Origin of the sequence: Gilvimarinus sp. DA14 (genome assembly GCF_024204685.1) — a bacterium.
Lineage (GTDB): Bacteria > Pseudomonadota > Gammaproteobacteria > Pseudomonadales > Cellvibrionaceae > Gilvimarinus.
This window is the reverse complement of the sequence record NZ_CP100350.1, coordinates 1,864,873-1,888,502: the sequence shown is the minus strand read 5'-3', so window position 1 is coordinate 1,888,502 and position 23,630 is coordinate 1,864,873. Positions and strand designations below refer to the sequence as shown.

The following is a 23,630-nucleotide window of genomic DNA, read 5'->3' as shown; positions in this document are numbered from 1 at the left end:
ATGGGGGAAGTCTAATACAGCGGGCCTCGGGCGGCAAATATCTAGCCGGCCGGTTAACAATCAATGGCTAAAGTCAGTCGCAGGGGGGCGACGAGCGGGGCAATTATTCTGCTGAGGCCGATTTTAAGTAAGCGACCAGTTTTTCTTTTAACGGTTTAAAGCGATAGCTTTGCACGTAGGGAGAAACCGTATGCAAAAAATCCGCATACTGCGGGTCGTCTTGCAGATCGCGAAGGCAATTTCGCAAGCCAAGAATATTGTGCTTTTGCGCATGCGCAATCAGCGCTTCGAGGGTGGTGGGGCTAGGCAATATGAGTGTTTGCGGTTCCGGTGGAATGGGTGTGACTATATCCACCTGTTTGCCATTGGCAGCCAGGCGCAGGTTCAGATCAAAATAAAATACACTGCCCGAGCCTGGCTGACTTTTAACCCGCAGCCGGCTGTTCATTAAGTGCAGAATTCGCTGGCTAATGGCCAGCCCTAAGCCCGATCCCTCTGCGCGGGTAATGGCGTTTTCTATTTGTACAAAGGGAATAAAAATTCTCTGTAAATCCTCTGCGGCGATGCCCAGCCCCGTATCCTTGACTGAAAAACGCAGCTGGATATGACGTTGCGACTGACTCAGAGTTTGAACCTGGAAACACACCTCGCCTTCAGGTGTGAACTTTATCGCGTTGTTGATCAAGTTAAGTAGCACCTGGCGCAGGCGCTTTTCATCAATGTTGACTTCGCTGGGCAGGGTGGCGGGGAAGTCAGTGCAAAATTCTATCTGCTGTAGTTGTGCACTGATCTGTCCCATTTCGGCGAGGGTCTGCAAAAACAGCGCAAGCGATACATCCGTTGGGTTAAGTGTCAGGTTTTCTTCGTCGGCGCGGGAGAAATCCAGAATGTCATTAATCATCAGTAGCAAATGCTCTGCACTGCGGTCGATGGTTTCGATGCCGGCACGGTACTGAGCGGCGAGGTCGGGGTCACTTTTGTAAAGTTGGGTGTAACCCAAAATTGCGTTTAGCGGTGTTCGTAGCTCGTGGGTGACATTAGCCATAAAGCGGGTTTTGGCCCGGTCAGAATCTTCGATAATACGCTTGGCGGTATTAAGCCGGTGGAACATAACCAGCATTACTATCCACACTGTAAATAACAGCAGCAGCGCGATACTTGATTCGGTGATCAACTTAGATTGCATATCGCGACTTAGAGCGCGAAAGTAGCTGTCGCTTAGATTGAAATGCGCAATGCCTACCAGTGCCCCGTTTTGATCGAGCAGTGGAAAATTTGCCGCAAAGCAGCTTTCACAATTTGTCTTGCCTTCGACAAAATTCAGCGAGTCCTGTTTGACCGCCATGCTGTCGTAATCAAACTCAAGGCTAAGGCCGCGAACAAAGCTTTCATTAATGGCGGGGTCTTCTACCAGCAGTATGGTTTGCACGGCGTTGTAGAGTTCCAGTGGCAGTGAGTTGGCTTCGGTGTGCTGCACTATCTCCTGAAGTAAGGTCGCCTGTGATTGTGCCAGAATGCTCGCTTGGGTTTCGGCCATGCTGTATAGCCTGGGCTGCAGGGTGTTGTACCAGTAGCGGCCCAGCGAGATTACAAAGGCCAGCGTCAGCACCACAAAGATGCAATTAATCGCCAAGAAACTTCGCCAGCTGATATTGGTGTACAAAGTGTTCAGCTTGGCAGGCAGCTTGAGTATATTCATAATTGTTTTGCCACCTTGAGATAAAAGTCTTTGATCGACAGCTCGGAGGTTCGCAGTGTGGCCGTATTGATTAGTGGCTTAATGGTGGCTGCCACTGAAATTCCCGCCAGCACACCGGCCTGGACGTCACCCGCATAGGGTGAAAAAGTAATAATTTTTTTGTTGTGGCTGTACTCTATAAACTCATCCAGCTCGGCGCTGTTAAGTTTTTGCGAAATAAATACGGCGGTTGGCAGGGGCTGGGTGCGATAGTATTCCTGCAGTGAGATGACGGTGGCGGTGGTCTCAATTTGCTGAATCGCAGCGGTGTTTTTCTGCCATTGTTGCAGATGCTCGCGTGCAAGCTCCATGTCTGTAGCGTAGACAAAGTAGATGGATAGGGAGCCGTTTGCGCTTTGTTTTTCCGCGAGCTGCAGGTCTGCGCTGATTAACGTGCGAAACAGTTTAATACCCACCAGCGCGCGTCTGTCGCTGAAACTGTCGGCCACCAGGCTTTGGCACGGTAGAGACAGCAGGGTACACAGAGCCATGGCTTTAAACCAAAGCGATAGCCTCAATGTCTGGCGTCCTTGCGCGCTCATGGCTCGGTCATCATCTGCTAGGCCGTTAGAAACGGTACTCCAGCTGCGCGTTCACCGTGCGTTCACCCTGGGGCAAGCCCTGTGGGTACTGCGCGGGGGTGGGCACACTGTTATGACGATCGGAAAATATATTCAGAACAGAAGCTCGTAGGGTTAACCCGTTTACCTGCAATAGCTTATTGACGCTCAATGTATAGTCCAAGCTGGTGTAGTCCTGGAAACGCTCGGTGACCGGGGTGCGTAAATCCAGCTCCCAGCCTTCCTGGCTGCCGACATAGCGAATTTTGAGGGCGTGATCGAAGTGTTGCGATGCGTGCCATACCAAGTCGGCATTGGCGAGCCATGCAATAGAGCCGAGCAGCGTTTTATCTACGTCGAAATGATCTTCGGCGTCCACGTAAGAGACATTGGCATTCCACTCCCAGCTGCGACCGAGTTTTTGTTGCCACTCGAGCTCAAGGCCGTAACTGTCGATATCCCCTCGGTTGCGCCAATAGGGTCTTTGCCCGGGCTGTAGGTGGAACTCGATTAAATCTTCCACTGTGGTGTGAAATACAGTGCCGCTGAATTTAAAACTGGGGCGTTTGTATATATAGGCGATTTCACTCGAGTTGAGCCGCTCTTCGGTTAGTGCCGGGGGTGGTGGCTCCTGAGTTGGCCTTCCTGGCGGACCGTCCGGTCTGCCAGTTGGGCGGCCGGGTCGCACGTCGCCGCTTTCCGCCAAAGAGGGGGGGCGAAAGGCTTCGGCGTATTGCATTTTCACAATATGGTTATCGGAGGCGCGCCACACCGCGGCGATGCGCGGCGCAAGGTTACTGCCCCAGTCGCTGTAGTCGTCATATCTCACGCCAAGGGTTAATTCTATTGCCTGATTTATTTGCCACTGGTCTTGCGCCGTAAAGTGAATATATTCACGCCGGGTGCCGGGGCTGAGCGCGAGTTCGTCTTGGGGCACTTCGATGATGGGGCCACCGATAACAAATTGATGGCGAAATGAATCGGTCACTTCGCTGTGGGTGTAACCTGTGTCCAGGTAAATACGATGGCCTTCTCCCAAATGCCAATGGGCGCTGAACGTGAGATTGGTTTCCCGATCACTATTGCCTTCCTGTGTAAAGCGAGACTCTCGAATTGGGCGCCCTCCGGGGCCACGGACTCCCTCGGGGATGGGAAGATAAGTAGCATGGTCCAAATCGGTCTGCAGGTGGGTCAGCTGGGTGGCAAAGGTGAGTGTCTCACTGAGCGTCCAGGACTTAATGAGATCGAGCTGCCAGATTTGTTCTTTGCGTGGTTCGAACTCCCTCGGCATGGCGGCGCTCTCGCCGTAGCCCGGACCGCGCTCCACATCGGCCAGATAAATGTTGCCCTGCCAGCCCAGCAGGCCCAGTTGCGCCAGGACGGTAGCGCCTTGTTCGTGATCGTAGACCTTACCTGGAGAGAACCCTGCATCAAAGCCGGCAAAATTGTCGGGGTTGGTGTAAAGACCACTGTTGCCGCTGTCCCAATAAGCGACGGTGCCGTTCAGCGATACGCTGTTGTCCCACTGATGGGCAAAGCTGGCATTCATTTGGGTGCTGTCGTTGCTGCCAATTTCGGCACCGACTGAGTTGTCGCTGCGGGTGATGATGTTGACTGTCCCGGAGAAGGCAAACTCCCCGTAAAGTGCCGAGCCCGGGCCGCGAATGACTTCGATGCGATCAATTTGCGCCAGTGGCAGGCGTAACACCCAGTCTGCGGAGCCATCGGTAGCCCGGTTTACTGCGACGCCGTTGACCATTAATTTCAGGTTGCTGGAGTTGAGTGTGGCACCCACGCCACGCACCAGGGTGCGGACATCGCCAGCGTTGTTGACGGTAGTATGAAAACCCGCCACTTGGTTTAACGCCGCAGCGACATCGCTGTAGCCGAGAGTTTGCAGGTTTTCGCGGTGCAGTATAGTCACCATTCCCGGAACATAGTCGGCGTTCATTTTACTTTGGGTGGCTAGAGCGGTCTCTTCTTCCAGGATTGCCAAAAGAGCCGTGAGGTCGTCGGCTTGGCTGTTTGCGGTGTTGGCAAGAGCGCACAGGATCAGGGCGGCAAATGGTTGTCGGCGATTCTTATTCATAGGTTGTTTGAGTGTCCGTAACTTGGGATGGCAAGAGTACCCTTATCGCGGTGTATCAACAATAAACGCGGTTACGTCCCATACGCTTGGCTTGGTACAGGTGTTCGTCGGCAAGCTCGAGAAGATCTTGGGCTTGTTGCAGATCGCATGGGTAAGTGCTGGCGACGCCCATGCTGACGCTCACCTGTGCGGGGGCCAATGCGGTGGGATGTGGGAGCTGCAATTGCTGCACGGCTAGGCGCATCTGCTCGGCAATCAGTGCGGCACTCGGCAGGTCGGTATCGGGCAGCAGGGCGACAAACTCTTCTCCGCCATAGCGCGCCAACAAATCCCCGGGGCGGTGCAGCGCTGCTTTCAGAGCTTGAGCTATTTGACGTAAACAGGCATCTCCAGCAGTGTGTCCTAGGCGGTCGTTGTAAGGTTTGAACTCGTCGATATCGATCATCACCAGGGCCAGTTCGCTGTTGCTGCGTTGCGCCCGCGCCCATTCCTGAGTAAGGGTTTGATCGAAGTGGCGGCGGTTGGCTACACGGGTTAGGCCATCGGTACAGGCTAGCTGGGTCAGCAGGTCGCCGCGGCGCTTTAGCGCCAAATGATTACGCACACGGGCCTTAAGAATCGGCAGCGAGAAGGGTTTGACAATATAGTCTACGGCGCCCAGGGACAAACCGTGCTCAACGTCGAGCTCATTGTCTCGCGAGGTGAGAAACACCACTGGAATATCGGCCAGGTCAGGTTCAGCCATCAATTTCTCGCACATGGTATAGCCGTCCATGCCAGGCATCATCACATCCAGCAGAATCAAATCCGGCAGGTGCTGGTGCGCTAACTCCAGCCCTTCCTGGCCGGAGGTGGCCACCATCAGGTCGATATTTTCTTTGCTCAAGTGTTCAACCAGTACATCCAGGTTGGCGGGTGTATCGTCTACCAGCAATACCAGCGGTTGCGGCTCTTGGTTCAGGTCAGTTGCAGTCATCATCATGTCGTAATCCAGAGATAAACGTGTTAATAACTGCTATAGCAAAAGCCTGGCCAAAATAAATATTCTTTGTAAACAGTGGCTTATGGTTTTCTTGGGCTCTTATAAGAAGGTTATCGCTTAAAGGTGTCAGTATTCGCTTATAATCGCTTATAGGGAGATTTCGCAAAGACAGAACGTGCGTGGCTTATGAAAAATAACGAACCTTTAGTGCTGGTGGTCGACGACAAACCCGCGAACCTGGATATATTGGTGGATTACCTTTCCAGCAGTGGCCTTGAGCTTGCGGTGGCAACCGATGGCGAGCAGGCTCTTGAGGTTGCCAGCTTGCGCCAACCCGAACTGGTGTTGCTGGATGTGATGATGCCCGGAATGGACGGCTTTGAGGTCTGTCGACGTTTGAAAAAGCTGCCCCAAGGTCACGACTTTCCGATTATTTTTATGAGCGCACTGGGTGATACCGACAGTAAGGTCAAAGGCTTTACGGTGGGGGCCGTCGATTACATTACCAAGCCTCTGCAGCGAGAAGAGGTACTGGCAAGAATCACCACGCATTTAACGATTCGCCAGCAGCAGCTGCAGTTGCGCGAGCAAAACCGTGAACTCTTGAGTCTTAATCGTCAGCTGCAAGAGCAAATAGACCGTCGTCTTGAGGCGGAAAGTGCGTTGCATCTAGCTGGTGAGCAATTATCGGCGGTGAGTGAGCGCGAAGCGGCGCAGTGGGGTATCGAGGCGTTTATTGGTCAAAGCAGCGCCATTCTCGATTTGCTTGAGCAAGTGCGCGCGCTGCAAAGTGCCCAGAACACCAATGTGTTGGTGTTGGGGGAAAGCGGCACCGGGAAGGAGCTGGTGTCGCGCGCGATCCACTATGGCAGCGAGCGCCGCGCCAAGCCATTTATTGCGGTTAACTGTTCGGCGATACCGGCCGAGCTGGCCGACGCTGAGTTTTTTGGCCACACCAAAGGCGCTTACACAGGTGCGGTGGCGGATCGGGCTGGTTTTTTTGTACGCGCCGATGGCGGCACCCTGTTTCTCGATGAAATAGGTGATATGCCTTTACCCCTGCAGGCAAAGTTGCTGCGTGTGCTGGAAGATGGGTTGGTCACGCCGGTGGGGGGGAAAAACTCCCGGCGGGTGAACGTGCGCATAGTGGCGGCCACCAACGCCGAGCTGAGCGATAGGGTCAGTAGTGGCGAGTTTCGCAAAGATTTATATTTTCGCCTTGCCGGCTACCAAATTACTCTGCCGCCCTTACGCGAGCGGGCCGTGGATATTCCGCTGCTGGTGCAATATTTTGCCGAACAGTTGTGCGCACAGATGGGCCGCGAGAATGTGGAAATCGATGCGGAAGCATTGGTGCAGCTGCGCGCTTATCATTATCCCGGTAATGTGCGCGAATTAAAAAATCTGATCGAATACGCCCTGATCGCCAGTCGCGGGCAGAATATCGGTGTACGGCATTTGCATTTTCTCGAGCCTGTAGCGCAAGTCGCGTCTGAGCCGACCGACAAGCAGACGATACAAGTCCGCGCCGCCCAGGGCTGCGATGAAGACCGGATTGTGGCGCAGCTGGAGGAGCGCGGTCGCATTGACAATGCCGAGGTGCAGGCGTTGCTCGGGGTGGATCATCACCGCGCTTCATATCTACTGAAAAAGCTGCATCGCGACGGACGTTTGCAGCGCTGCGGCGAAAGGCGCTGGAGTTACTACACGCTCGCGTGAGTTCTATAAGCGATGTCCCGTTTAGGTTTTGACTTTTTTCTGCAACCTATTGTTTTACAAAATGATTTTCACGGTGGCGTTAAAATTGCCAAGGCCTGGCTTTACTGCCTAAAGGACCGTGAATATGAATAACCCTCGTTTATTAACAGCTCTGGCCTCTGCCTCTTTCCTCCTGCTGGGCGCCTGCGGAGGTTCCAGCGGTTCTGCCAGCGAGGCTGTGACGCAAATTATCAAAGCGCAGAGTAGTGTCTCCAGCTCCAGCGAAAGCGCAGATACCGTTTCGAGCAGTTCGGCTTCCGCGGCAAGCTCTGAAACATCGCAAGAGTTGCCTGCACCGGCCATTCAGTCGGTTGCCGAGGTGGCCGTGGGAGAGCAAGTGGTACTGCAAAGCGTGGTGTCTGATGCACTTGCTGATGTGATTATCAATTTTGAATGGTCGCTGGTGCAGACGCCGCCAGACAGTAGTGCGCAATTGCAGTACGCTAATACTGCACAACCGAGTTTTACACCGGATGTGCCCGGTGTATATCAGGTTGCTCTGACGATCGGTGTAGGCGAGTTGAGTGCCCAGGCGACAGCAGCGAGTGTGACAGCATTCGCGGATAACATCGATATTACTGAAGCCACGCTCGCGCGTCGTGGCGGAAACTGTACCTCGTACCAGGGTACCTATTATTCACAAGTGACGGATATACAAAGGTCTCTGCCCTTTAGCGGTTCATTGCAGGTCTCTGTTGAGGATGACACCTGTACTTTCAGTCTGAATCAGATTCCCAATCACGACTTTAACGATGCGTCCGCCAAGTTTGCCTCGGATGTCAGCGAGGTGGTTGCGCAGTACACCCTGCCGGTTAACCCCCAGTTCGCCGACGAAGTTACCCCTTTGCAGGTAGGTGTAAAGAACGTTATTTTTCTCAACGGTGTAACAGCTGATCTTTTGGCCGCCGCCTGTTATGGCGTGGGCGACGAGCCATTAGGCGAAGAAAAGATCGGCTGCGGCCCGGATCAGGAAAGCAATCCCTGGCGTTACGATCCTATGTCGCCTTTAAATTATTTTGGTACCGATGCTCACAATGCCCATCCGCAACCGGATGGTAGTTACCATTATCACGGCAATCCGCGCGCGCTGTTTGAGCTCGAGTGCAGCTCGGCTAGCGGGCCTTCACCGCTTATTGGTTTTGCCGCCGATGGCTTTCCCGTGTTCGGCCCCTGCATTGAGGACACGGGTAGTATTCGAGCAGTTACCTCCAGTTACCGGTTAAAAAACGATGGTGGAGAGCGCCTTGCGGTGGCCGGCTACGAGACCCCTGAAGCGGGCACAGGTGCGGTGGCCAGTGGCAATTACGACGGACAGTTTATCGGTGATTACGAGTACATTGAGGGCGCCGGGGATTTGGATGAGTGCAATGGCATGACCTATGAGGGGCAGTACGGCTATTACGTGACCGATGCCTACCCTTGGATACTGGGTTGTTTTCGCGCAGCGGTGGATGACTCATTTATGCCCGAGGGGCAGGCATTGGAAAATTTACTGCATGGGCACGATATTATAGGTGGAGAGGAACATATTCACACGCATTAACCGCAAGTGGCGTAGTGTGGGGCATGAGTCTGTTAAGATGACTGGGTAAGTTTTTGGAGAACTAACTCGTGAAACCATCACTACCGCCGTTCGCGCTGGCTTTAATATGTGCAATTGTTTTGCCTGCCTGTGACCATAGTAAAGATGCCTCCGCTACCTATGTCGCACCGGCCCCAGGTGTGATAAAAAATGCTAATTTCACGGATGTTACTGCTGGTAAGTTAAATCATTGGGCGTTGTTACAGCATGCAGGTAATAATTCCTATGAATTGAGCGTGTCGGGCAGCATATTGACGATTACTCGTACCGGAACAGAACCCTGGGGTAAATTGCGTCAGATACTTAGCAAGGAGGACGTTGCCCCTTTGATGGGGAGGACTTTGGAGTTTTCCGCCGACATTAAAACTATGTTTAGTAATAACGACAGCTCCATGATCGCAGAACCGGCCCTTAAGATCTTGGTAAAGGGCCTGAGAAAAGGTACGCCGCCGATGTTGGGCCGTAGCAGCGTGCTGTCCGAGAAGACACCTATCCCCACTGCCGTTGGTGAAACACCATGGCAACGCATTGCAGTTACATTTACTCTGCCTGAAGCCGGGGAAGTCCAAAATGTCGATCTAGAGGTGGCATTTTTAATGACTATGTGGGGGCAGCTTCAGATTCGTGCTCCGTCTTTGGTCGTAGTAGAGCCTGCGGCTACTCATTAGCCTGCTTGTTTAGATATCATTGCTGCGCGCCATATCGTAGCTCATTTGCCGCGCGTGGCTGGCTTCAATGGCCAGCACATCGCGCGCAAGTTTTTCCGTGCGGTCGCTCTCGGCGCGCTCGGTCAGATAAATAAACAAATCCACCAGCTCGCCGTGCCAATCTGCGGTTAGAGCGGCGACGCTGTCTATATCGTACTCACGCAGATTGATCTCTAACGGTTCAAAGGCGGCGATGGGGTGGCGATCGGTATACTCGTAAAACCAAGTTTGTAACGGTCCTAAGTCTGAGTCGAGCTTCAGCTCTGCTAAGGTGTCGGCCAACACTTGCTCCTTATGCGCCAGATGCTGCAGTAATAGCTGCTGACGTTCATCGGTTTGCGGCGTGTTGTACTGAGTTAGGTGTTTCGCCATCTCGGCGTGAAAGCGCTGAGTTATTTGCAATAAATCATTGAGTGTTTTCGGTACCATAGCCATAAAGTTACTCCTGTATTCGCTTTGCCTATAGCAACGCAACATTGATGCCAGCGCCAATAGCCGCGCAGAGCGCGAGATACCGATTCAACACAGGTGTTATTTGTAAAATTTACGTAAATGGGAAAGTTGTATGAGCGCAAAACTACATTTTTGCGATGCCCGTTTGGCTGAACAAAGTGATCGTCACCGTCAGATAAGTGCTCGCTATGATTTGTGGTACTCGCTCAACGATTTGGCGGCAGGGGTCCTATTTGTTATCGGCAGCGTGCTGTTTTTCTCCGAGTCTACTCAGACCTCCGCCACTTGGTTGTTTCTAATCGGGTCACTATTATTCACCGTGCGTCCGGCCATCCGGGTTGTGCAAGATATTCACTTACGGCGTATGCCGCCGCAATAACGATTTCAAATTATGGCTAGCAAACAAAAAGTCGCTTACGTCTGCAATGAATGTGGTGCCGATTTCTCCAAGTGGCAGGGGCAGTGCAGCGAGTGTGGTACCTGGAACTCGGTGGTGGAAATGAAATTGGGGCCGGCGCCCAAAGGCGGGGCGCGCAATGCTCAGTTTAGTGGTTACGCCGGTAGCGCTGGCTCCAAAGTGCAGACTCTGGCGGATATCAGCCTGGAGGACTTGCCACGTTTGAGTACCGGCACGGGTGAGTTTGACCGGGTGCTGGGCGGTGGCCTGGTTCCCGGCTCGGTGGTGTTAATAGGCGGGCACCCAGGCGCGGGTAAAAGTACGGTGCTGCTGCAAACCTTGTGCAAAATCGCTGAGCAATTGAGTTGTCTTTACGTAACAGGTGAAGAGTCGCTGCAGCAGGTCGCTATGCGCGCCAATCGGTTGGGGCTGCCCACCGACAAACTGCAAATGCTGTCGGAAACCAGCGTCGAACTGATCGGGCAGGCGGCCGAGCAGCTGCAGCCCAAGGTGATGGTGGTGGACTCGATTCAGGTGGTGCATTTATCCGATATTCAATCGGCACCTGGTTCGGTATCGCAAGTGCGCGAAGCGGCGGCCTATTTGACGCGCTTTGCCAAACAAACTGGCACCGTGGTTATTTTGGTGGGGCATGTAACCAAAGACGGATCACTGGCAGGGCCCAAGGTGCTTGAGCATATGATTGACTGCTCTATTTTGCTGGAGGGTTCACACGACTCGCGGTTTCGCACCCTGCGTGGCAATAAAAATCGCTTTGGCGCGGTGAACGAGCTTGGCGTGTTTGCCATGACCGAAAAAGGTCTGAAAGAGGTCAGCAACCCCTCCGCCATTTTTTTGCAGCGCGGCGACGAAGTAGCCTCGGGGTCGGTGGTGATGGTGATGTGGGAGGGCACCCGCCCGCTGCTGGTGGAAATTCAAGCTCTGGTGGATGACAGCCATCTGGGCAATCCGCGTCGGGTGGCGGTAGGTTTGGATCAGAATCGGTTGTCCATGTTGCTTGCGGTGCTGCACCGTCACGGCGGAGTGCTGGTTGGCGATCAAGATGTGTTTGTCAATGTGGTGGGTGGCGTGCGTGTGGCCGAAACCAGTGCGGACTTGGCGTTGGTATTGGCCATAGTCTCCAGTTTTCGCGACCGCCCACTGGCGCACGATTTAATGGTGTTTGGCGAGATAGGCCTGTCCGGCGAAATCCGCCCCGTACCCAGCGGTCAGGAGCGTTTGCGCGAAGCGGCGAAGCACGGCTTTAAGCGGGCGATTGTGCCTATTGGCAATGCTCCCAAAGCAATGGATGGTATTGAAATCGTTGCCGTAAAAAGTCTGAGTGAAGCCCTGGCGGCCATTGAATAGCGCCCTGGCAGTGAGTTTTGGCTGAGTGTCTTCTAAGGTAGACAAACGGCCGCAACTGACGAACATGCTAACGAGAAACAGCGTTATCGGCCTGGTAATCGGCTGGGCGTTTTTCTGTCATTTTCTGTAAAGCGGCGACTAAATATTTGAAAAGTGCAATGACGAGTCTCTTATGGTGAAGTAGACTTTTAGGGTCAGCTCTTTAACTCGATTATCAAACTGGCTTATCGAGCTGTTCGTCACGCGGCGGTTTTGCTTGGCCGACGAAATAATAACTATCCTAAAGTGTGCTTGGAATAATGATTATCTATCCTCGTCAACTATTGGCGCTAGTTGCCATTACCCTGTTTAGCCTTTCCGTTATCTCATGCGGTGCCACCGAAAAGTCAGAGCCTGAAGCTGCTGCGGCAGACCAAGCGCAACGCTTGAGTCAGGTGTTGGTGTTTTCCAAGACCGAGGGCTGGCGCCACGATTCTATTCCCGCCGGCGTAAAAGCGGTCACTGAATTATTGCAAGAGAAAGGATTGGCGCCGGTCGCCACCGACGACGCGGGTGTGTTTACCGATCAAGAGTTGGCAAAAATGGCCGCCATTGTATTTGTGAATACCACGGGCGATATTCTTAGCGCGTCGCAACAGGTGGCCATGGAGCGCTATATTCAGGCGGGCGGTGGTTTTGTCGGCATACATTCGGCCACTGATACCGAGCACCGCCAGGGTAACTGGCACTGGTACCAGCGATTGGTTGGCGCCGCGTTTAAATCTCATCCGGGTGACCCTTCCAATGTTCAGCGTGCGCGCTTAAAAGTGGTGGATAAACACCATCCGGCTACCAAGAATTTGCCTGGCGAATTTTATTTGGCCGATGAGTGGTACGATTTTTATGCGCTGTCGGAGCAGCGCAACGACTTGCTGGTGGTGGATGAACGCAGCTACCAAGGTGGCAAACACGGCGATTACCACCCCATTGCCTGGTACCACGAGTTCGATGGTGGCCGGGCTTTTTATACCGGGCTGGGTCACACGGCCGAGACTTTTGCCAACCCCTTGTTTCGCGAACACTTAAGTGGTGGTCTGGATTACGCGCTAGCCGATCGCGCGCCGCTGGATTACGAAAAGTCCAAACCGGATTCGCGTCGCTTTAAGCAGAAGGTGTTAGTGAAAAATCTGGTGGAGCCAATCAGCTTTGACATTAGCGCCGATTATTCTGCGGCAATGATTGGCCAGCGCCAGGGCAAGCTTTTGTGGTTGGATATGTCCACGCAAGATTTGCACACCATGGCCGAGTTTGAGGTGTTTGCGCCCAAGAAAAATATTGAATTTGGGTTGGTGGCTGTCGCTTTTGATCCGAACTTTGCGAATAACCAGATAATTTATGCCATGTATAACCTGGCCGATGAATCCGGCGAAGCAGAATTGTTGCAGCGTTTATCGCAGTTTACGGTAGTCGATAAAAAACTGGATATGAGCAGCGAGCAAGTGCTGCTGGATATTCCCAACGATAACACCTGTTGTCATACCGGCGGCAACCTGGAGTTTGATCGCTATGGTAATTTGTTTGTCGCCTTGGGGGACAACTCCAATCCGTTCGAGTCCAATGACTCCGGCCCCATGAACAATACCCCCGAGGGCACCTACCACGACGCGCTGCGCACATCGTCTAACAGTCAGGATTTACGCGGTAAAATTCTGCGCATTACTCCCGATAAAAAAGGCGGCTACACCATCCCCGAAGGCAATCTATTCGCCGCAAATGAAAGCGGCCGCCCAGAAATTTACGTGATGGGCACGCGCAACCCCTATACCATCGCCATCGATGACAATACCGACACGCTTTACTACGGCGATGTAGGTCCGGATGGTAAAGCCGATACCCAGGAGTTTGGCCCACGCGGTTACGACGAAATTAACAAGGTGACTGAGCCCGGCTACTTTGGCTGGCCCGCCGTTTTGGCCAATAATATTCCCTATCGAATGTACGATTACCAAGCGGGCGAAAGTGGCAAGTTGTTTAACCCGCTGGCGGTGGAGAACTTCTCGCCTCGCAACACAGGTTTAAAAGTGTTGCCACCGGCGCAGCCTGCGTTGATTTGGTACCCCTATGCCCGTTCCGAGCGTTTTCCCGAGCTGGGTCAGGGCGGGCGCAATGCCCTGGTGGCCGGTGTGTACCCAAGTGGCGATGATCTGGCGTACGACGATTACTACCAGGGTAAATTAATTATTGGCGACTTTATGCGCAGCTGGGTCAAGGTGGTGAGCTTGGATGCGTTCGATAACGTCACCAAAATTGAAGACCTGGCTCCCGGTATTGAGTGGGCCGGGCCGCTGGATATGAAAATTACCCCGGACGGACGCCTGTGGGTGTTGGAATATGGCACCCAGTGGTGGGGCAGCAGCGCCGACACCAAACTGAGTTATATCGAATACGATGAAAACGCAGCCTTGCCCACCCCCGAAGAAGAGGCAGCCGCGGCCGCGGCTGTTGCTAATGCCGATGACCTGAATCACCAGGCGCAGCTGATTATTGCCGAGGGCAAAGAGGCAACCAAAAGCACCAGCTGTATCGCCTGTCACAAAGAACGCGAAGCCTCGGTGGGGCCAAGCTTTTTGCAGATCACCCAAAAATACAGTGATCTGGAAGACCCTAAAGCTTATATCGCCAAGACTATTGCCGAGGGAAGCAGCGGCCGCTGGGGCGAGCATGTAATGCCCGCCCATAACTTTCTGGACCAGGAAACCCGGGATAAGATCGCCGCGTATATTCTTTCGCTAAGCGAAGAGCAGTAGCGTTAATTGGCCCCAAGATGATGTAAAAACCGGGTCAAAACTCTTAATCACCGCTAAACACCGGGCTGCTTGCTGGCGTTTGGCGGTGTGCGTGCCAATACCTGCCGTTGAATTCTCTGCAAAGGTACCCCCGCCCCCCGCACCTACGGTATACTCGCGCGTTTAGTTTTTGACCCTCGGCAGGCTCTGGTTTAAGTGCATCTCATTCGCGGTTTACACAATCTGCGCGCGGAACATCGCGGTTCTGTGGCCACCATTGGCACCTTTGATGGGGTTCACCTGGGGCATCAGGCGATATTGCGTCAGCTGGCCGAGGCGGCGTGGCAGTTTCAGTTGCCCTCGGTGGTGATTCTGTTCGAGCCCCAGCCCCACGAGTATTTCGCCCGCGAAAAGGCGCCCGCCCGGTTGATGCGCCTGCGCGAAAAGCTGATCGCGCTGCAGCAGGCCGGGGTAGAGCGGGTGCTTTGCCTGCAGTTTAACGAGGCCCTGCGGAGTTTAAGCGCCGCCGAGTTTATCGATGTCGTGCTAGTTAACGGCCTGGGGATTAAACACTTGGTAGTGGGCGATGATTTTCGCTTTGGTTGCGACCGGCGCGGTGACTACACCTTGCTGGAGCAGGTGGGTAAGCAGCAGGGTTTTACGGTAACCGATACCTGCACCCTCACCATCGAGGATGAGCGCATCAGCAGCACCCGGATTCGCGAGCTGTTGGCGGCGGGGGATTTTGCCCGCGCCGAGGCCTACTTGGGCAGGCCATTTACCATTACCGGGCGCGTTGGCCATGGCAAAAAGCTGGGGCGCCAGATTGGGGTGCCCACAGCCAATTTGCGCTTAAAGCGCTTTCGCTCGCCATTATCGGGGGTGTTTGTGATTAGCGCGCAATTAAAAGGTGATACTTTTCACGGGGTCGCCAATGTGGGCGTAAAACCTACAGTGGCGGGTGATATTGAGCCGCTGCTGGAAGTTCACTTGTTTGATTTTGACCGCAATATTTACGGCGAGGCTCTGGCAATCCAGTTTCACGCCAAGCTCAGAGACGAGCAAAAGTTTGCATCGGTAGATGCCTTAAAAGCACAATTGCAACAGGATATTCGCCGGGGGCGCGGCTTTTTCGCGGCCTTAACACAGATCGGGTAACAGACAACGACCATGAGTGACTACAAAGCAACTTTGAATTTGCCCCATACGCCCTTTGCCATGAAGGCAAACTTGGCGCAGCGCGAGCCCCAGATGCTTAAAGCCTGGGATAAAGCGGGCCTGTACCAGGCGATTCGTGAATCCCGTAAAGGGCGCAAGTCGTACATTTTGCACGATGGCCCTCCCTATGCGAATGGCGATATTCACATTGGTCACGCGGTCAATAAGATTCTTAAAGACATTATTGTTAAAAGCAAAACCCTAAGCGGATTTGACGCCCCCTATGTGCCCGGCTGGGACTGTCACGGTCTGCCCATTGAGCACAATGTCGAGAAAAAACACGGCAAGGCCGGGGTTAAGCTGGACGTTAAAGCGTTCCGCGAAAAATGTCGCGCCTATGCCGCACGCCAAGTAGAGGGGCAAAAGAAAGACTTTATTCGCCTGGGGGTGCTGGGCGAGTGGGATAACCCCTACCTCACCATGGACTATAAGTTCGAGGCGGATATTATTCGCGCCCTGGGCAAGATCGTTGAAAACGGCCACTTGCAGCGCGGCTTTAAACCCGTGTACTGGTCAGTGGTGGGCGGCTCGGCACTGGCCGAGGCCGAGGTGGAGTATCAGGACAAAACCTCGTTCAGTATCGACGTAAAATTTGCCTTTGTGGACCAGAGCGCCGCCAGTGCCGCGTTTGCTGAGTTGGCTGGAGAGGGCGACTTAGAAGTGGTTATCTGGACCACCACTCCCTGGACTCTGCCCGCCAACCAGGCGGTTAGCTTAAATGCCGAGCTGGATTATGTGGCGGTGCAAGTGGGCGACAAGCGCCTGGTAGTCGCCGAAGGGCTGCTGGAGTCGGTGATGAACCGCGCGGGCATTGAAGACTACAAAGTAGTCGGCCGCACTACCGGTGCCAAGCTTGAGCATCTGGTGTTGCAGCATCCGTTTTACGACCGTCGTGTCCCCGTTATTTTAGGCGATCACGTGACCCTGGACGCCGGTACCGGCTGTGTACACACGGCGCCTGATCACGGCGCGGATGACTTTGCGGTGGGTAAAAACTACGGCATAGGCACGCTGAATTACATTGACGACAATGGCGTGTACCGGGATTTTGTCGAGGTGTTTGCCGGCGAACATGTGTACAAGGTGGATGAAAAAGTCATCGATCTGTTAACCGAAAAAGGCGCGCTGTTTAATGCAGGCAAACTGACTCACAGCTTCCCTCACTGCTGGCGTACCAAAACCCCGCTGATTTTCCGTGCTACACCCCAGTGGTTTGTCAGCATGAGCAAGAACGATCTGCGCGGCGAAGTGGCCAAGTCGGTGGAGAATGTGCAGTGGGTGCCCAACTGGGGCCGCGCGCGCATTGATTCCATGCTGGAATCCAGTCCCGACTGGTGTATCTCCCGTCAGCGTACCTGGGGTGTGCCCATCGCTTTGTTTGTGCACAAGCAAAGCGGCGATCTGCACCCGCGCACCGCCGAGCTTATTGAGCAGGTGGCCCAAGCGGTAGAAAAAGACGGTATGGATGCCTGGTACGAGTTGGACGCCGCGCCGCTTTTGGGCAGCGATGCCGACGACTATGAAAAAGTCACCGACACCCTGGATGTTTGGTTTGACTCGGGCGTGACCCACCACGCGGTACTGCGCCAGCGCGAGGGGCTCAGCTATCCGGCAGACCTGTATCTTGAGGGTTCGGATCAGCACCGTGGTTGGTTCCAGTCATCGCTCAAAACTGCCATGGCCATTAACGGCACCGCGCCATACAAAACCGTGCTGACCCACGGTTTTACCGTGGACGCCGACGGCCGCAAGATGTCCAAATCCATCGGCAATACCGTATCGCCGCAAAAAGTGATGAACGACCTGGGCGCCGATGTGCTGCGCCTATGGGTGGCGGCCACCGACTTCAGCTCGGAAATGAGCGTGTCCGACGAGATTTTAAAGCGCACCGCCGACTCCTACCGCCGTATGCGCAATACCGCGCGCTTTATGCTGGCTAACCTCAACGGTTTTGATCCGGCGACGGATTTGGTCGAGGCGGATCAAATGATCGCCTTGGATCGCTGGATTGTGCGCCGCGCCGCAGCCCTGCAGCAAGAGCTGATCAGCGCTTACGACAGCTTTAGCCTGCACCAGATTTACCAAAAGTTGCACAACTTCTGTGTGGTGGAGCTGGGCGGTTTTTATCTGGATATTATTAAAGATCGCCAGTACACCACCAAGGCCGACTCACTGCCGCGCCGCTCGGCGCAGACCGCGCTCTATCATTTGAGCGAGGCGTTTGTGCGCTGGATCGCGCCGATTTTGAGTTTTACCGCCGATGAAATGTGGCAGCAAATTCCCGGCGAGCGCACGGGCTTTGTTTTTACCGCCGAATGGTACGAGCTGCCCGGTGGCGCCGACGACGAGCTGGGCGATGCCTTTTGGGAACAAATTGCCGAGGTCAAAACCGCCGTTAACCGGGTGATGGAAGCCAAGCGTGGCGAAGGCGCCATTGGCGGCTCGTTGACCGCTGAATTGACCCTTTACTGCGACGCCGAGCTAAAGGCAGCGCTGGAAAAAGTGGCCGACGAGCTGCGCTTTATTTTGATCAGCTCCACCGCGTCTTTGGCCGCATTGGATGACGCCCCGGCAGATGCCGTGGCCACAGATGTTGAAGGATTGAAGGTGGGCGTGAGTAAATCCGAGCACCCCAAATGCGAGCGCTGCTGGCACCACCGCGCCGACGTGGGTGCTGTGGCGGCTCATCCGGATATTTGTCAGCGCTGTGTAGACAATATCGACGGCGCGGGTGAAGAGCGACACTATGCCTAATACAAAAAGGCCTAATACACAAAGCGCAGGGCTTAAGCGATTCGCACACCCCTGGGGGTGGTTTTTACTGGCAGCGGTGGTGATTGTGTTAGATCAGTGGTCGAAAGCCGCGGCTACGGCTGGTTTAACCTATGGTCGTCCGGTCGAAGTCACCTGGTTTTTTGACTTGACCTTGCTGCATAACCACGGCGCCGCCTTTAGCTTTTTAAGCGATGCCGGCGGCTGGCAACGCTGGTTTTTTACCGGCATTGCGCTGTTTATGAGCATAGCCATTACGATCTGGCTGCTGCGCATCGCCCGCGAACGCTGGCTTGAAGCCGCCGCTTTAGGTTTTGTGCTGGGCGGCGCTGTGGGCAACCTTATCGACCGGTTGCGCTTTGGTTATGTGGTGGACTTTATTTCCGTCCACTACAAAAACAGTTACTTTCCCGCGTTTAACCTCGCGGACTCGGCGATTTGTTTTGGGGCGTTTTTAATGATTGTGTATATGCTCTTTTTCCAGGATGACAGTGCGACAAAATCCGGGGAGCAAAACAATGCGTGAGTTAGCGATAGGGCCGGGAACCAAAGTTACCCTGCATTTCTCGCTGTCGCTGCCCGACGGCGAAATGGTGGACTCGAACTTTGAAGGCTCGCCCGCCACCTTTACCGTGGGCGACGGGCAAATGTTGAAAGGGTTTGAGAAGGCGCTTTACGGCCTGTGCGAAGGTGCGCGCGAAGAGTTTGTGATTCCGCCCGAGGACGGCTTTGGCGCGCACAATCCCAACAACTTACAAATTATCAGCCGCTCGGAATTTGAGCCCGGGCTGGAGCTAAGTGAAGGCCTGATGCTCTCGTTTGCCGACGCTCAGAACGCCGAGCTACCCGGTGTTGTCGTAGACTTTAACGATGACGAAGTCACCGTCGATTTTAACCACCCCCTGGCCGGGCGCGATATCGTCTTTAAGGTGGCGATATTGGAAATCGAACCGGCGCAGGTACATTAATTCGTCCGACGTCGGGCGTCAGACGTCCGACGCGGTGTTGCAAAACCCGAAGGGTTTAAATATGCAAATCAAACTCGCTAACCCCCGCGGCTTTTGCGCCGGGGTGGACAGAGCCATTGATATCGTCAATCGGGCACTGGATGTGTTCGGCTCGCCGATTTATGTGCGCCACGAGGTGGTGCACAACCGCTATGTGGTAGACGGCCTGCGCGAGCGCGGCGCGGTGTTTGTGGAAGAGCTGAGTGAGGTGCCCGACGATGTCATCGTAATTTTCAGCGCTCACGGTGTATCCCAGGCAGTGCGCAACGAGGCCGAGGCCCGCAAGTTGCAAGTGTTCGATGCCACCTGCCCGCTGGTGACCAAGGTACATATGGAAGTCACCCGTTACTCCCGCGAGGGGCGCGAGTGCATTTTAATTGGCCACGAAGGTCACCCCGAGGTGGAAGGCACCATGGGCCAGTATGACGACAGCAATGGTGGCTGCATCTACCTGGTAGAAGACGAAGACGACGTCGCCGCGCTGGAGGTAAAAGACCCCACCCAGCTGGCCTATGTCACCCAGACTACTTTGTCCATGGACGACACCGCCAAAATTATCGAAGCGCTGCGGGCCAAGTTTCCCCACATTGAAGGCCCACGCAAAGACGATATCTGCTACGCCACCACCAACCGCCAGGACGCGGTGCGCCAACTGGCCCTTGAAAGCGATCTGGTGCTGGTAGTGGGCTCGCCCAACAGCTCCAACTCCAACCGCCTGCGCGAACTGGCCGAGCGCTGCGGCGCTGAGGCTTATCTGGTGGATGGCCCCGAACAGATAGAAGATGCCTGGCTTGTGGGGAAAAAGCAGGTGGGTATCACCGCCGGAGCTTCCGCGCCCGAGGCATTGGTGCAGCAAGTAATTGAGCACTTGGTCAGCAAAGGCGCGCAAAACTCGCAAGAGGTGGAAGGCATTCCGGAAAATATCCGTTTTTCTCTGCCTAAAGAGCTACGTTGAATCGTCGCATTCGGTTTCGTCTAGCGATTCCTTACGAAACCGGCCTCCGCGCGACAATACCAGCGCATACCCCGGCCCTTCGTCTGCGGGGCAAATGGTAATGGTACCGGCCTGAAATGCCGTGTTTCTATCGCCGCTGGCCCAGCGGCTCTCCCCAGTTCCCAAGTAAGACACATAATCCTGGAGCGGGCGGTTGCCCTTTATCTCTATAGATTCGTGGAACTCCCCTTGGGAGGTCAGCAGTTGCTCGCCGTCGTCGTAAAGGCCGTTATGGTTCGCGTCGTAAAAAATCTGCCAGCCATCGCCCCAGGTAGGGTTGGCGAGCATGGTTACCCGGCTGTTAGCTTTGACGGCGTAAGAGCGTGCAGCTTGGGTGGCGTTGAAAAACGTCCAGGTTATTGATTCGGTGCGTAAATCGCGTATTAAGCGCTCAAAAGCGGGGACGGCGATGGCCAGCAGCACCGCAGTTATGGCCAATGTGGCCATTAATTCAATCAGGGTAAATCCTTGATATTTCATGGCAGCATCCTTGTTTTATGAGTGGTGCGTCCGTTTATTCTTCCATGATGACCGCATATCACCGGCTAGCGGCAAAGGCCCCAGCGCTGTGATAGTTTGAAAAATATAGTAAGTGAAAATAGCTGCGTCAAACGTACAGCAAGTTAAGCGTCCAACACGTCGAACGTAAAACAGGTCGAACGTAAAACAAAAGGGAGTGTGGTTCGTTGAAATCTATTAACCCAGGTAAGCACCGAGGCTTTACCCTGATTGAGCTGATGGTCACCTTAGTTGTGGCCGCTATTTTGGTTGCTATTGCGGCCCCGAGTTTTACCACGCTAATACTTAACAATCGCTCTGAAGCCTTAGGTGAGGAGCTCGCCGCCGCGCTGCAGGCCACTAAAGCCGAAGCGGTGAAGCGCGGCCGCCGGGTTAGCCTCTGCGCCAGTAACAACGATGGCACGGGTTGCGCGGCTGACTGGACCAACGGCTGGCTGATGTTTGTAGACGGTGCTGCATCCGACGCTGCGGCCGCTCCTGTGTTAGCCGCCGCCACAGATGTGCTGCGACATATTAATGATTTGCATGACGACGCCGTTATTACCGCCACCAACGACGGTGCCAATGTCAGTTTTGTGCGCTACACCAGCACTGGTCAGCTGGCCCGTATCGGCGGACCAGCCAACACTGCGCCGGTTATTCTTAACGCTCGCGTCGAAGGGTGTCAGGGGGAAAGGCAGCGTGCTATCACCATAGGTGTGGCGGGAATGATGGATGTAGACGAAGTGGAGTGTCCCTAATGAACAGCGATAAATTCTACAGTGGTCGCGAAACCGGCGTCGGCCTGATTGAGGTGCTGATAACCGTGTTGGTGTTATCTACCGCCCTGATGGCATTGGCCGCTTTGCAAACCCGTTCGCTGCAATACAACAGCAGTGCCTATTTGCGCTCCCAGGCCAATATTATTGCCTACGACATACTCGAGCAAATGCGCGCCTCCTCGTCATCCAACGCCGTGGTGACCGGCGGTGCCGTGGTTGAGCCCGATGTTGAAGCCCTGGCCGCACAATTGCCGGGCGGTGAAGGTGAGGTGGAGTGTGCCGCACGAGTTTGTACCGTTAGGCTGGTTTGGAACGAGCCCACGGCAAACCAGGCGGGTGATGAAATTGAGCAAACCACATTCGAGTATGTTTCAAGGATCTAATAAATGAATAGGAATAGGCAAACCGGCCTCTCGTTGGTCGAACTTATGATCGCCATCACCATAGGCCTGGTATTGATGACGGGTGTGGTGCAGATGTTTATTTCCAGCAAAACGGTTTTCACTACCCAGCAGGGGTTATCCCGTTTGCAAGAGACAGGGCGCCTGGCCGTCGAGTTTATCAGCCGGGATTTACGTCAGGCAGGGTATGTGGGTTGTGCTTACCCGACCGATTGGAATATTAGCTCTACTTTGAATAATGGTCATACCTTTAGTTCTGACTTCGACTTTGGTGTTCCTCTGCAAGTTTACGATGCCGCTACGCCGCCTGCAGAAATTCCTCTTGCTCCAGAGCCTAAAGCGGGAACTCAAGTGCTGGTCGCCTACACCGCTAATTCGGAGTCTGCGCCAGTCAGTAATGCGAATACGGCCAATAGCGTATTTGTAGATTTAACGACTCCGCCGGGACAGGCTTGTCCTAGTGGTATTTGTGCAAACGATATTGTTGTTGTAGCAGATTGTGACAAAGCTATGTTGTTTCAAGCCACCAGTGTTACGGAGTCTGGGGCTGAGGTCGAGCTCGGGCACGGCCCCGGTGCCGATCCCGGCAATGCCCGGACTTCATGGGGCGGCAATCCGGATAATATGATCGAAACTTTTGATGAGGGTGCCGAAGTTTTCAAGATTAACACCGTTGTCTATTATGTGGCTGAAGATGCAGATGGCAACCCGGGTTTATATCAGAAAATCGATACTGATCCCGCGTTTGAGCTTTTGCGTGGTGTAGAGGATTTCAATGTATTAATTGGTATGGACACCGATGCCAATCGCTCCGCCGATGATTATATAGAGCATAGTGCGGTTGCCAATTGGATGAATGCAGTAGCGGCGAGGATAGAAGTGTTAGTGCAAACCCCCGATGATAATGCCACTAGTGATGAGCAAACTTTTGAGTTTGCCGGCGAAGAAATAACCGCAACTGACAAACGTATTCGCCAGGTGTTTACGACCACCGTCGGCATCAGAAGCAAGCTACCGTAAGGAGATTTTTATGAATCGCCAGATAGAGCATAAGCAAACGGGCGCCACGCTAATCGTGGGGCTGATTATGGTGCTTGTCATTACCATTTTAGGTTTGTCAGCGATTCGCGGTAGCGGTTTGCAGGAACAAATGGCCGGTAATATGCGCGATCGTCAATTGGCTTTTCAGGCTTCCGAGGCGGCCCTTCGTGAGGCTGAATTTCAACTAGAAGTGCCGGAGCCGCCCATTGGTACAGCAGTGGGATTTGAAGAGTCGCTGGATCAGTCTAGCACCGTTTTTTGGCAAGACTTTGATAACAACTGGTCAGCTTTGGCGGCAAGTTATTCAGAAGATATCGATCATGTGAGAGAGCGGCCGGCCTACTTAGTCGAAGAAGTAAAGTTCTATTCAAGCGGTGTTGACGGTAATCCGGTGGACCTGGCGAGTATGCTCAATCGCGGCATGGAAGTGCGCTACCGAGTGACTTCGCGCTCTACCGGCGGCTCTACCGACGCCAATGTTATTTTGCAATCCACTTACCGAAATTAAGCCATCTGTT

Annotated in this window: 21 protein-coding genes; 15 read left to right on the top strand and 6 right to left on the bottom strand. The window is 54.0% G+C overall.

The genetic code is table 11. The features are described from left to right. Positions 1–103: 103 nt before the first annotated feature. Genes NHM04_RS08280 through NHM04_RS08265 form a run of 4 tightly spaced genes read right to left on the bottom strand, consistent with a single transcriptional unit; the run spans position 104 to position 5,369 of the window. The gene (locus NHM04_RS08280) at positions 104–1,699 is read right to left on the bottom strand and encodes a HAMP domain-containing sensor histidine kinase (protein ID WP_254266507.1); all 1,596 of its coding nucleotides are present in this window, start codon (positions 1,697–1,699) and stop codon (positions 104–106) included. Then, positions 1,696–2,280 carry a hypothetical protein gene (locus NHM04_RS08275; protein ID WP_254266506.1) on the bottom strand — a complete coding sequence of 195 codons (585 nt, stop codon included), beginning with the start codon at positions 2,278–2,280 and terminating at the stop codon, positions 1,696–1,698. Before NHM04_RS08275 ends, NHM04_RS08280 begins: the two co-directional genes overlap by 4 nt. 25 nt (positions 2,281–2,305) lie before the next feature. After that, a complete protein-coding gene (locus NHM04_RS08270; RefSeq protein ID WP_254266505.1) occupies positions 2,306–4,387 on the bottom strand; it encodes a TonB-dependent siderophore receptor in 2,082 nt (693 codons plus the stop codon). 55 nt (positions 4,388–4,442) lie between these two features. Then, the gene (locus tag NHM04_RS08265) at positions 4,443–5,369 is read right to left on the bottom strand and encodes a diguanylate cyclase domain-containing protein (protein ID WP_254266504.1); all 927 of its coding nucleotides are present in this window, start codon (positions 5,367–5,369) and stop codon (positions 4,443–4,445) included. A 186-nt stretch (positions 5,370–5,555) separates the two neighbouring features. Between NHM04_RS08265 and NHM04_RS08260 the strand changes: the two genes are divergently transcribed. The 3 genes from NHM04_RS08260 (at position 5,556) to NHM04_RS08250 (ending at position 9,377) form a co-directional block, all read left to right on the top strand. After that, a complete protein-coding gene (locus NHM04_RS08260; RefSeq protein WP_254266503.1) occupies positions 5,556–7,088 on the top strand; it encodes a sigma-54 dependent transcriptional regulator in 1,533 nt (510 codons plus the stop codon). Positions 7,089–7,212: 124 nt separating this feature from the next. Then, a complete protein-coding gene (locus NHM04_RS08255; RefSeq protein ID WP_254266502.1) occupies positions 7,213–8,670 on the top strand; it encodes a YHYH protein in 1,458 nt (485 codons plus the stop codon). A gap of 68 nt (positions 8,671–8,738) precedes the next feature. Then, positions 8,739–9,377: a hypothetical protein gene (locus NHM04_RS08250; RefSeq protein ID WP_254266501.1), complete on the top strand. Its 639-nt coding sequence runs from the start codon at positions 8,739–8,741 to the stop codon at positions 9,375–9,377. Positions 9,378–9,386: 9 nt separating this feature from the next. Here NHM04_RS08250 and NHM04_RS08245 read toward each other — a convergent pair whose 3' ends face one another. Then, positions 9,387–9,851, bottom strand: a complete 465-nt coding sequence (locus NHM04_RS08245; RefSeq protein ID WP_254266500.1) for a hypothetical protein — start codon at positions 9,849–9,851, stop codon at positions 9,387–9,389. 130 nt (positions 9,852–9,981) lie between these two features. Here NHM04_RS08245 and NHM04_RS08240 point away from each other — a divergent pair, with 130 nt between their 5' ends. The 8 genes from NHM04_RS08240 to ispH all read left to right on the top strand — a co-directional run bounded on the left by NHM04_RS08240 (position 9,982) and on the right by ispH (position 20,351). Continuing rightward, the gene (locus tag NHM04_RS08240; RefSeq protein ID WP_254266499.1) at positions 9,982–10,248 is read left to right on the top strand and encodes a YrhK family protein; all 267 of its coding nucleotides are present in this window, start codon (positions 9,982–9,984) and stop codon (positions 10,246–10,248) included. Positions 10,249–10,260: 12 nt separating this feature from the next. Beyond that, positions 10,261–11,634, top strand: a complete 1,374-nt coding sequence (gene radA, locus NHM04_RS08235) for a DNA repair protein RadA (RefSeq protein WP_254266498.1) — start codon at positions 10,261–10,263, stop codon at positions 11,632–11,634. Positions 11,635–11,933: 299 nt separating this feature from the next. Then, positions 11,934–14,420: a ThuA domain-containing protein gene (locus tag NHM04_RS08230; RefSeq protein ID WP_254266497.1), complete on the top strand. Its 2,487-nt coding sequence runs from the start codon at positions 11,934–11,936 to the stop codon at positions 14,418–14,420. A gap of 195 nt (positions 14,421–14,615) precedes the next feature. Then, a complete protein-coding gene (gene ribF, locus NHM04_RS08225) occupies positions 14,616–15,557 on the top strand; it encodes a bifunctional riboflavin kinase/FAD synthetase (RefSeq protein WP_254266496.1) in 942 nt (313 codons plus the stop codon). Between the two features lie 12 nt (positions 15,558–15,569). Continuing rightward, on the top strand, positions 15,570–18,371 hold the full coding sequence (ileS, locus tag NHM04_RS08220) for an isoleucine--tRNA ligase (protein ID WP_254266495.1): 2,802 nt from the start codon (positions 15,570–15,572) through the stop codon (positions 18,369–18,371). Beyond that, complete coding sequence (gene lspA / locus NHM04_RS08215; protein ID WP_254266494.1) at positions 18,364–18,915, top strand: signal peptidase II; 552 nt, start codon at positions 18,364–18,366, stop codon at positions 18,913–18,915. The genes ileS and lspA overlap by 8 nt, the downstream gene beginning before the upstream one ends. Next, entirely contained in the window at positions 18,908–19,357 is a 450-nt protein-coding gene (locus NHM04_RS08210; protein WP_254266493.1) for a peptidylprolyl isomerase, read from the top strand. Before lspA ends, NHM04_RS08210 begins: the two co-directional genes overlap by 8 nt. Positions 19,358–19,418: 61 nt before the next feature. Next, positions 19,419–20,351 carry a 4-hydroxy-3-methylbut-2-enyl diphosphate reductase gene (ispH, locus tag NHM04_RS08205; protein WP_254266492.1) on the top strand — a complete coding sequence of 311 codons (933 nt, stop codon included), beginning with the start codon at positions 19,419–19,421 and terminating at the stop codon, positions 20,349–20,351. Here ispH and NHM04_RS08200 read toward each other — a convergent pair. Continuing rightward, positions 20,343–20,870, bottom strand: a complete 528-nt coding sequence (locus tag NHM04_RS08200) for a GspH/FimT family pseudopilin (protein WP_254266491.1) — start codon at positions 20,868–20,870, stop codon at positions 20,343–20,345. The genes ispH and NHM04_RS08200 overlap by 9 nt on opposite strands. A gap of 206 nt (positions 20,871–21,076) precedes the next feature. On the opposite strand from NHM04_RS08200, the gene NHM04_RS08195 reads away from it, so the two are divergent. From NHM04_RS08195 to NHM04_RS08180, 4 genes are read left to right on the top strand one after another with little or no spacing between them, the layout of a single operon-like run. Beyond that, complete coding sequence (locus NHM04_RS08195) at positions 21,077–21,649, top strand: GspH/FimT family pseudopilin (protein ID WP_254266490.1); 573 nt, start codon at positions 21,077–21,079, stop codon at positions 21,647–21,649. Then, positions 21,649–22,053 carry a type IV pilus modification protein PilV gene (gene pilV / locus NHM04_RS08190; RefSeq protein ID WP_254266489.1) on the top strand — a complete coding sequence of 135 codons (405 nt, stop codon included), beginning with the start codon at positions 21,649–21,651 and terminating at the stop codon, positions 22,051–22,053. Before NHM04_RS08195 ends, pilV begins: the two co-directional genes overlap by 1 nt. Before the next feature lie 3 nt (positions 22,054–22,056). Continuing rightward, on the top strand, positions 22,057–23,091 hold the full coding sequence (locus NHM04_RS08185) for a PilW family protein (RefSeq protein WP_254266488.1): 1,035 nt from the start codon (positions 22,057–22,059) through the stop codon (positions 23,089–23,091). Between the two features lie 10 nt (positions 23,092–23,101). After that, positions 23,102–23,620: a PilX N-terminal domain-containing pilus assembly protein gene (locus NHM04_RS08180; protein ID WP_254266487.1), complete on the top strand. Its 519-nt coding sequence runs from the start codon at positions 23,102–23,104 to the stop codon at positions 23,618–23,620. Positions 23,621–23,630: the final 10 nt, after the last annotated feature.

Excerpts from the sequence above, each read along its gene's own strand:
- NHM04_RS08280 (WP_254266507.1), bottom strand. The coding sequence starts at position 1,699 with ATGAATATACTCAAGCTGCCTGCCAAGCTGAACACTTTGTACACCAAT.
- NHM04_RS08275 (WP_254266506.1), bottom strand. The coding sequence starts at position 2,280 with ATGAGCGCGCAAGGACGCCAGACATTGAGGCTATCGCTTTGGTTTAAA.
- NHM04_RS08270 (WP_254266505.1), bottom strand. The coding sequence starts at position 4,387 with ATGAATAAGAATCGCCGACAACCATTTGCCGCCCTGATCCTGTGCGCT.
- NHM04_RS08265 (WP_254266504.1), bottom strand. The coding sequence starts at position 5,369 with ATGATGATGACTGCAACTGACCTGAACCAAGAGCCGCAACCGCTGGTA.
- NHM04_RS08260 (WP_254266503.1), top strand. The coding sequence starts at position 5,556 with ATGAAAAATAACGAACCTTTAGTGCTGGTGGTCGACGACAAACCCGCG.
- NHM04_RS08255 (WP_254266502.1), top strand. The coding sequence starts at position 7,213 with ATGAATAACCCTCGTTTATTAACAGCTCTGGCCTCTGCCTCTTTCCTC.
- NHM04_RS08245 (WP_254266500.1), bottom strand. The coding sequence starts at position 9,851 with ATGGCTATGGTACCGAAAACACTCAATGATTTATTGCAAATAACTCAG.
- NHM04_RS08240 (WP_254266499.1), top strand. The coding sequence starts at position 9,982 with ATGAGCGCAAAACTACATTTTTGCGATGCCCGTTTGGCTGAACAAAGT.
- radA (WP_254266498.1), top strand. The coding sequence starts at position 10,261 with ATGGCTAGCAAACAAAAAGTCGCTTACGTCTGCAATGAATGTGGTGCC.
- NHM04_RS08230 (WP_254266497.1), top strand. The coding sequence starts at position 11,934 with ATGATTATCTATCCTCGTCAACTATTGGCGCTAGTTGCCATTACCCTG.
- ileS (WP_254266495.1), top strand. The coding sequence starts at position 15,570 with ATGAGTGACTACAAAGCAACTTTGAATTTGCCCCATACGCCCTTTGCC.
- lspA (WP_254266494.1), top strand. The coding sequence starts at position 18,364 with ATGCCTAATACAAAAAGGCCTAATACACAAAGCGCAGGGCTTAAGCGA.
- NHM04_RS08210 (WP_254266493.1), top strand. The coding sequence starts at position 18,908 with ATGCGTGAGTTAGCGATAGGGCCGGGAACCAAAGTTACCCTGCATTTC.
- ispH (WP_254266492.1), top strand. The coding sequence starts at position 19,419 with ATGCAAATCAAACTCGCTAACCCCCGCGGCTTTTGCGCCGGGGTGGAC.
- NHM04_RS08200 (WP_254266491.1), bottom strand. The coding sequence starts at position 20,870 with ATGAAATATCAAGGATTTACCCTGATTGAATTAATGGCCACATTGGCC.
- pilV (WP_254266489.1), top strand. The coding sequence starts at position 21,649 with ATGAACAGCGATAAATTCTACAGTGGTCGCGAAACCGGCGTCGGCCTG.
- NHM04_RS08185 (WP_254266488.1), top strand. The coding sequence starts at position 22,057 with ATGAATAGGAATAGGCAAACCGGCCTCTCGTTGGTCGAACTTATGATC.
- NHM04_RS08180 (WP_254266487.1), top strand. The coding sequence starts at position 23,102 with ATGAATCGCCAGATAGAGCATAAGCAAACGGGCGCCACGCTAATCGTG.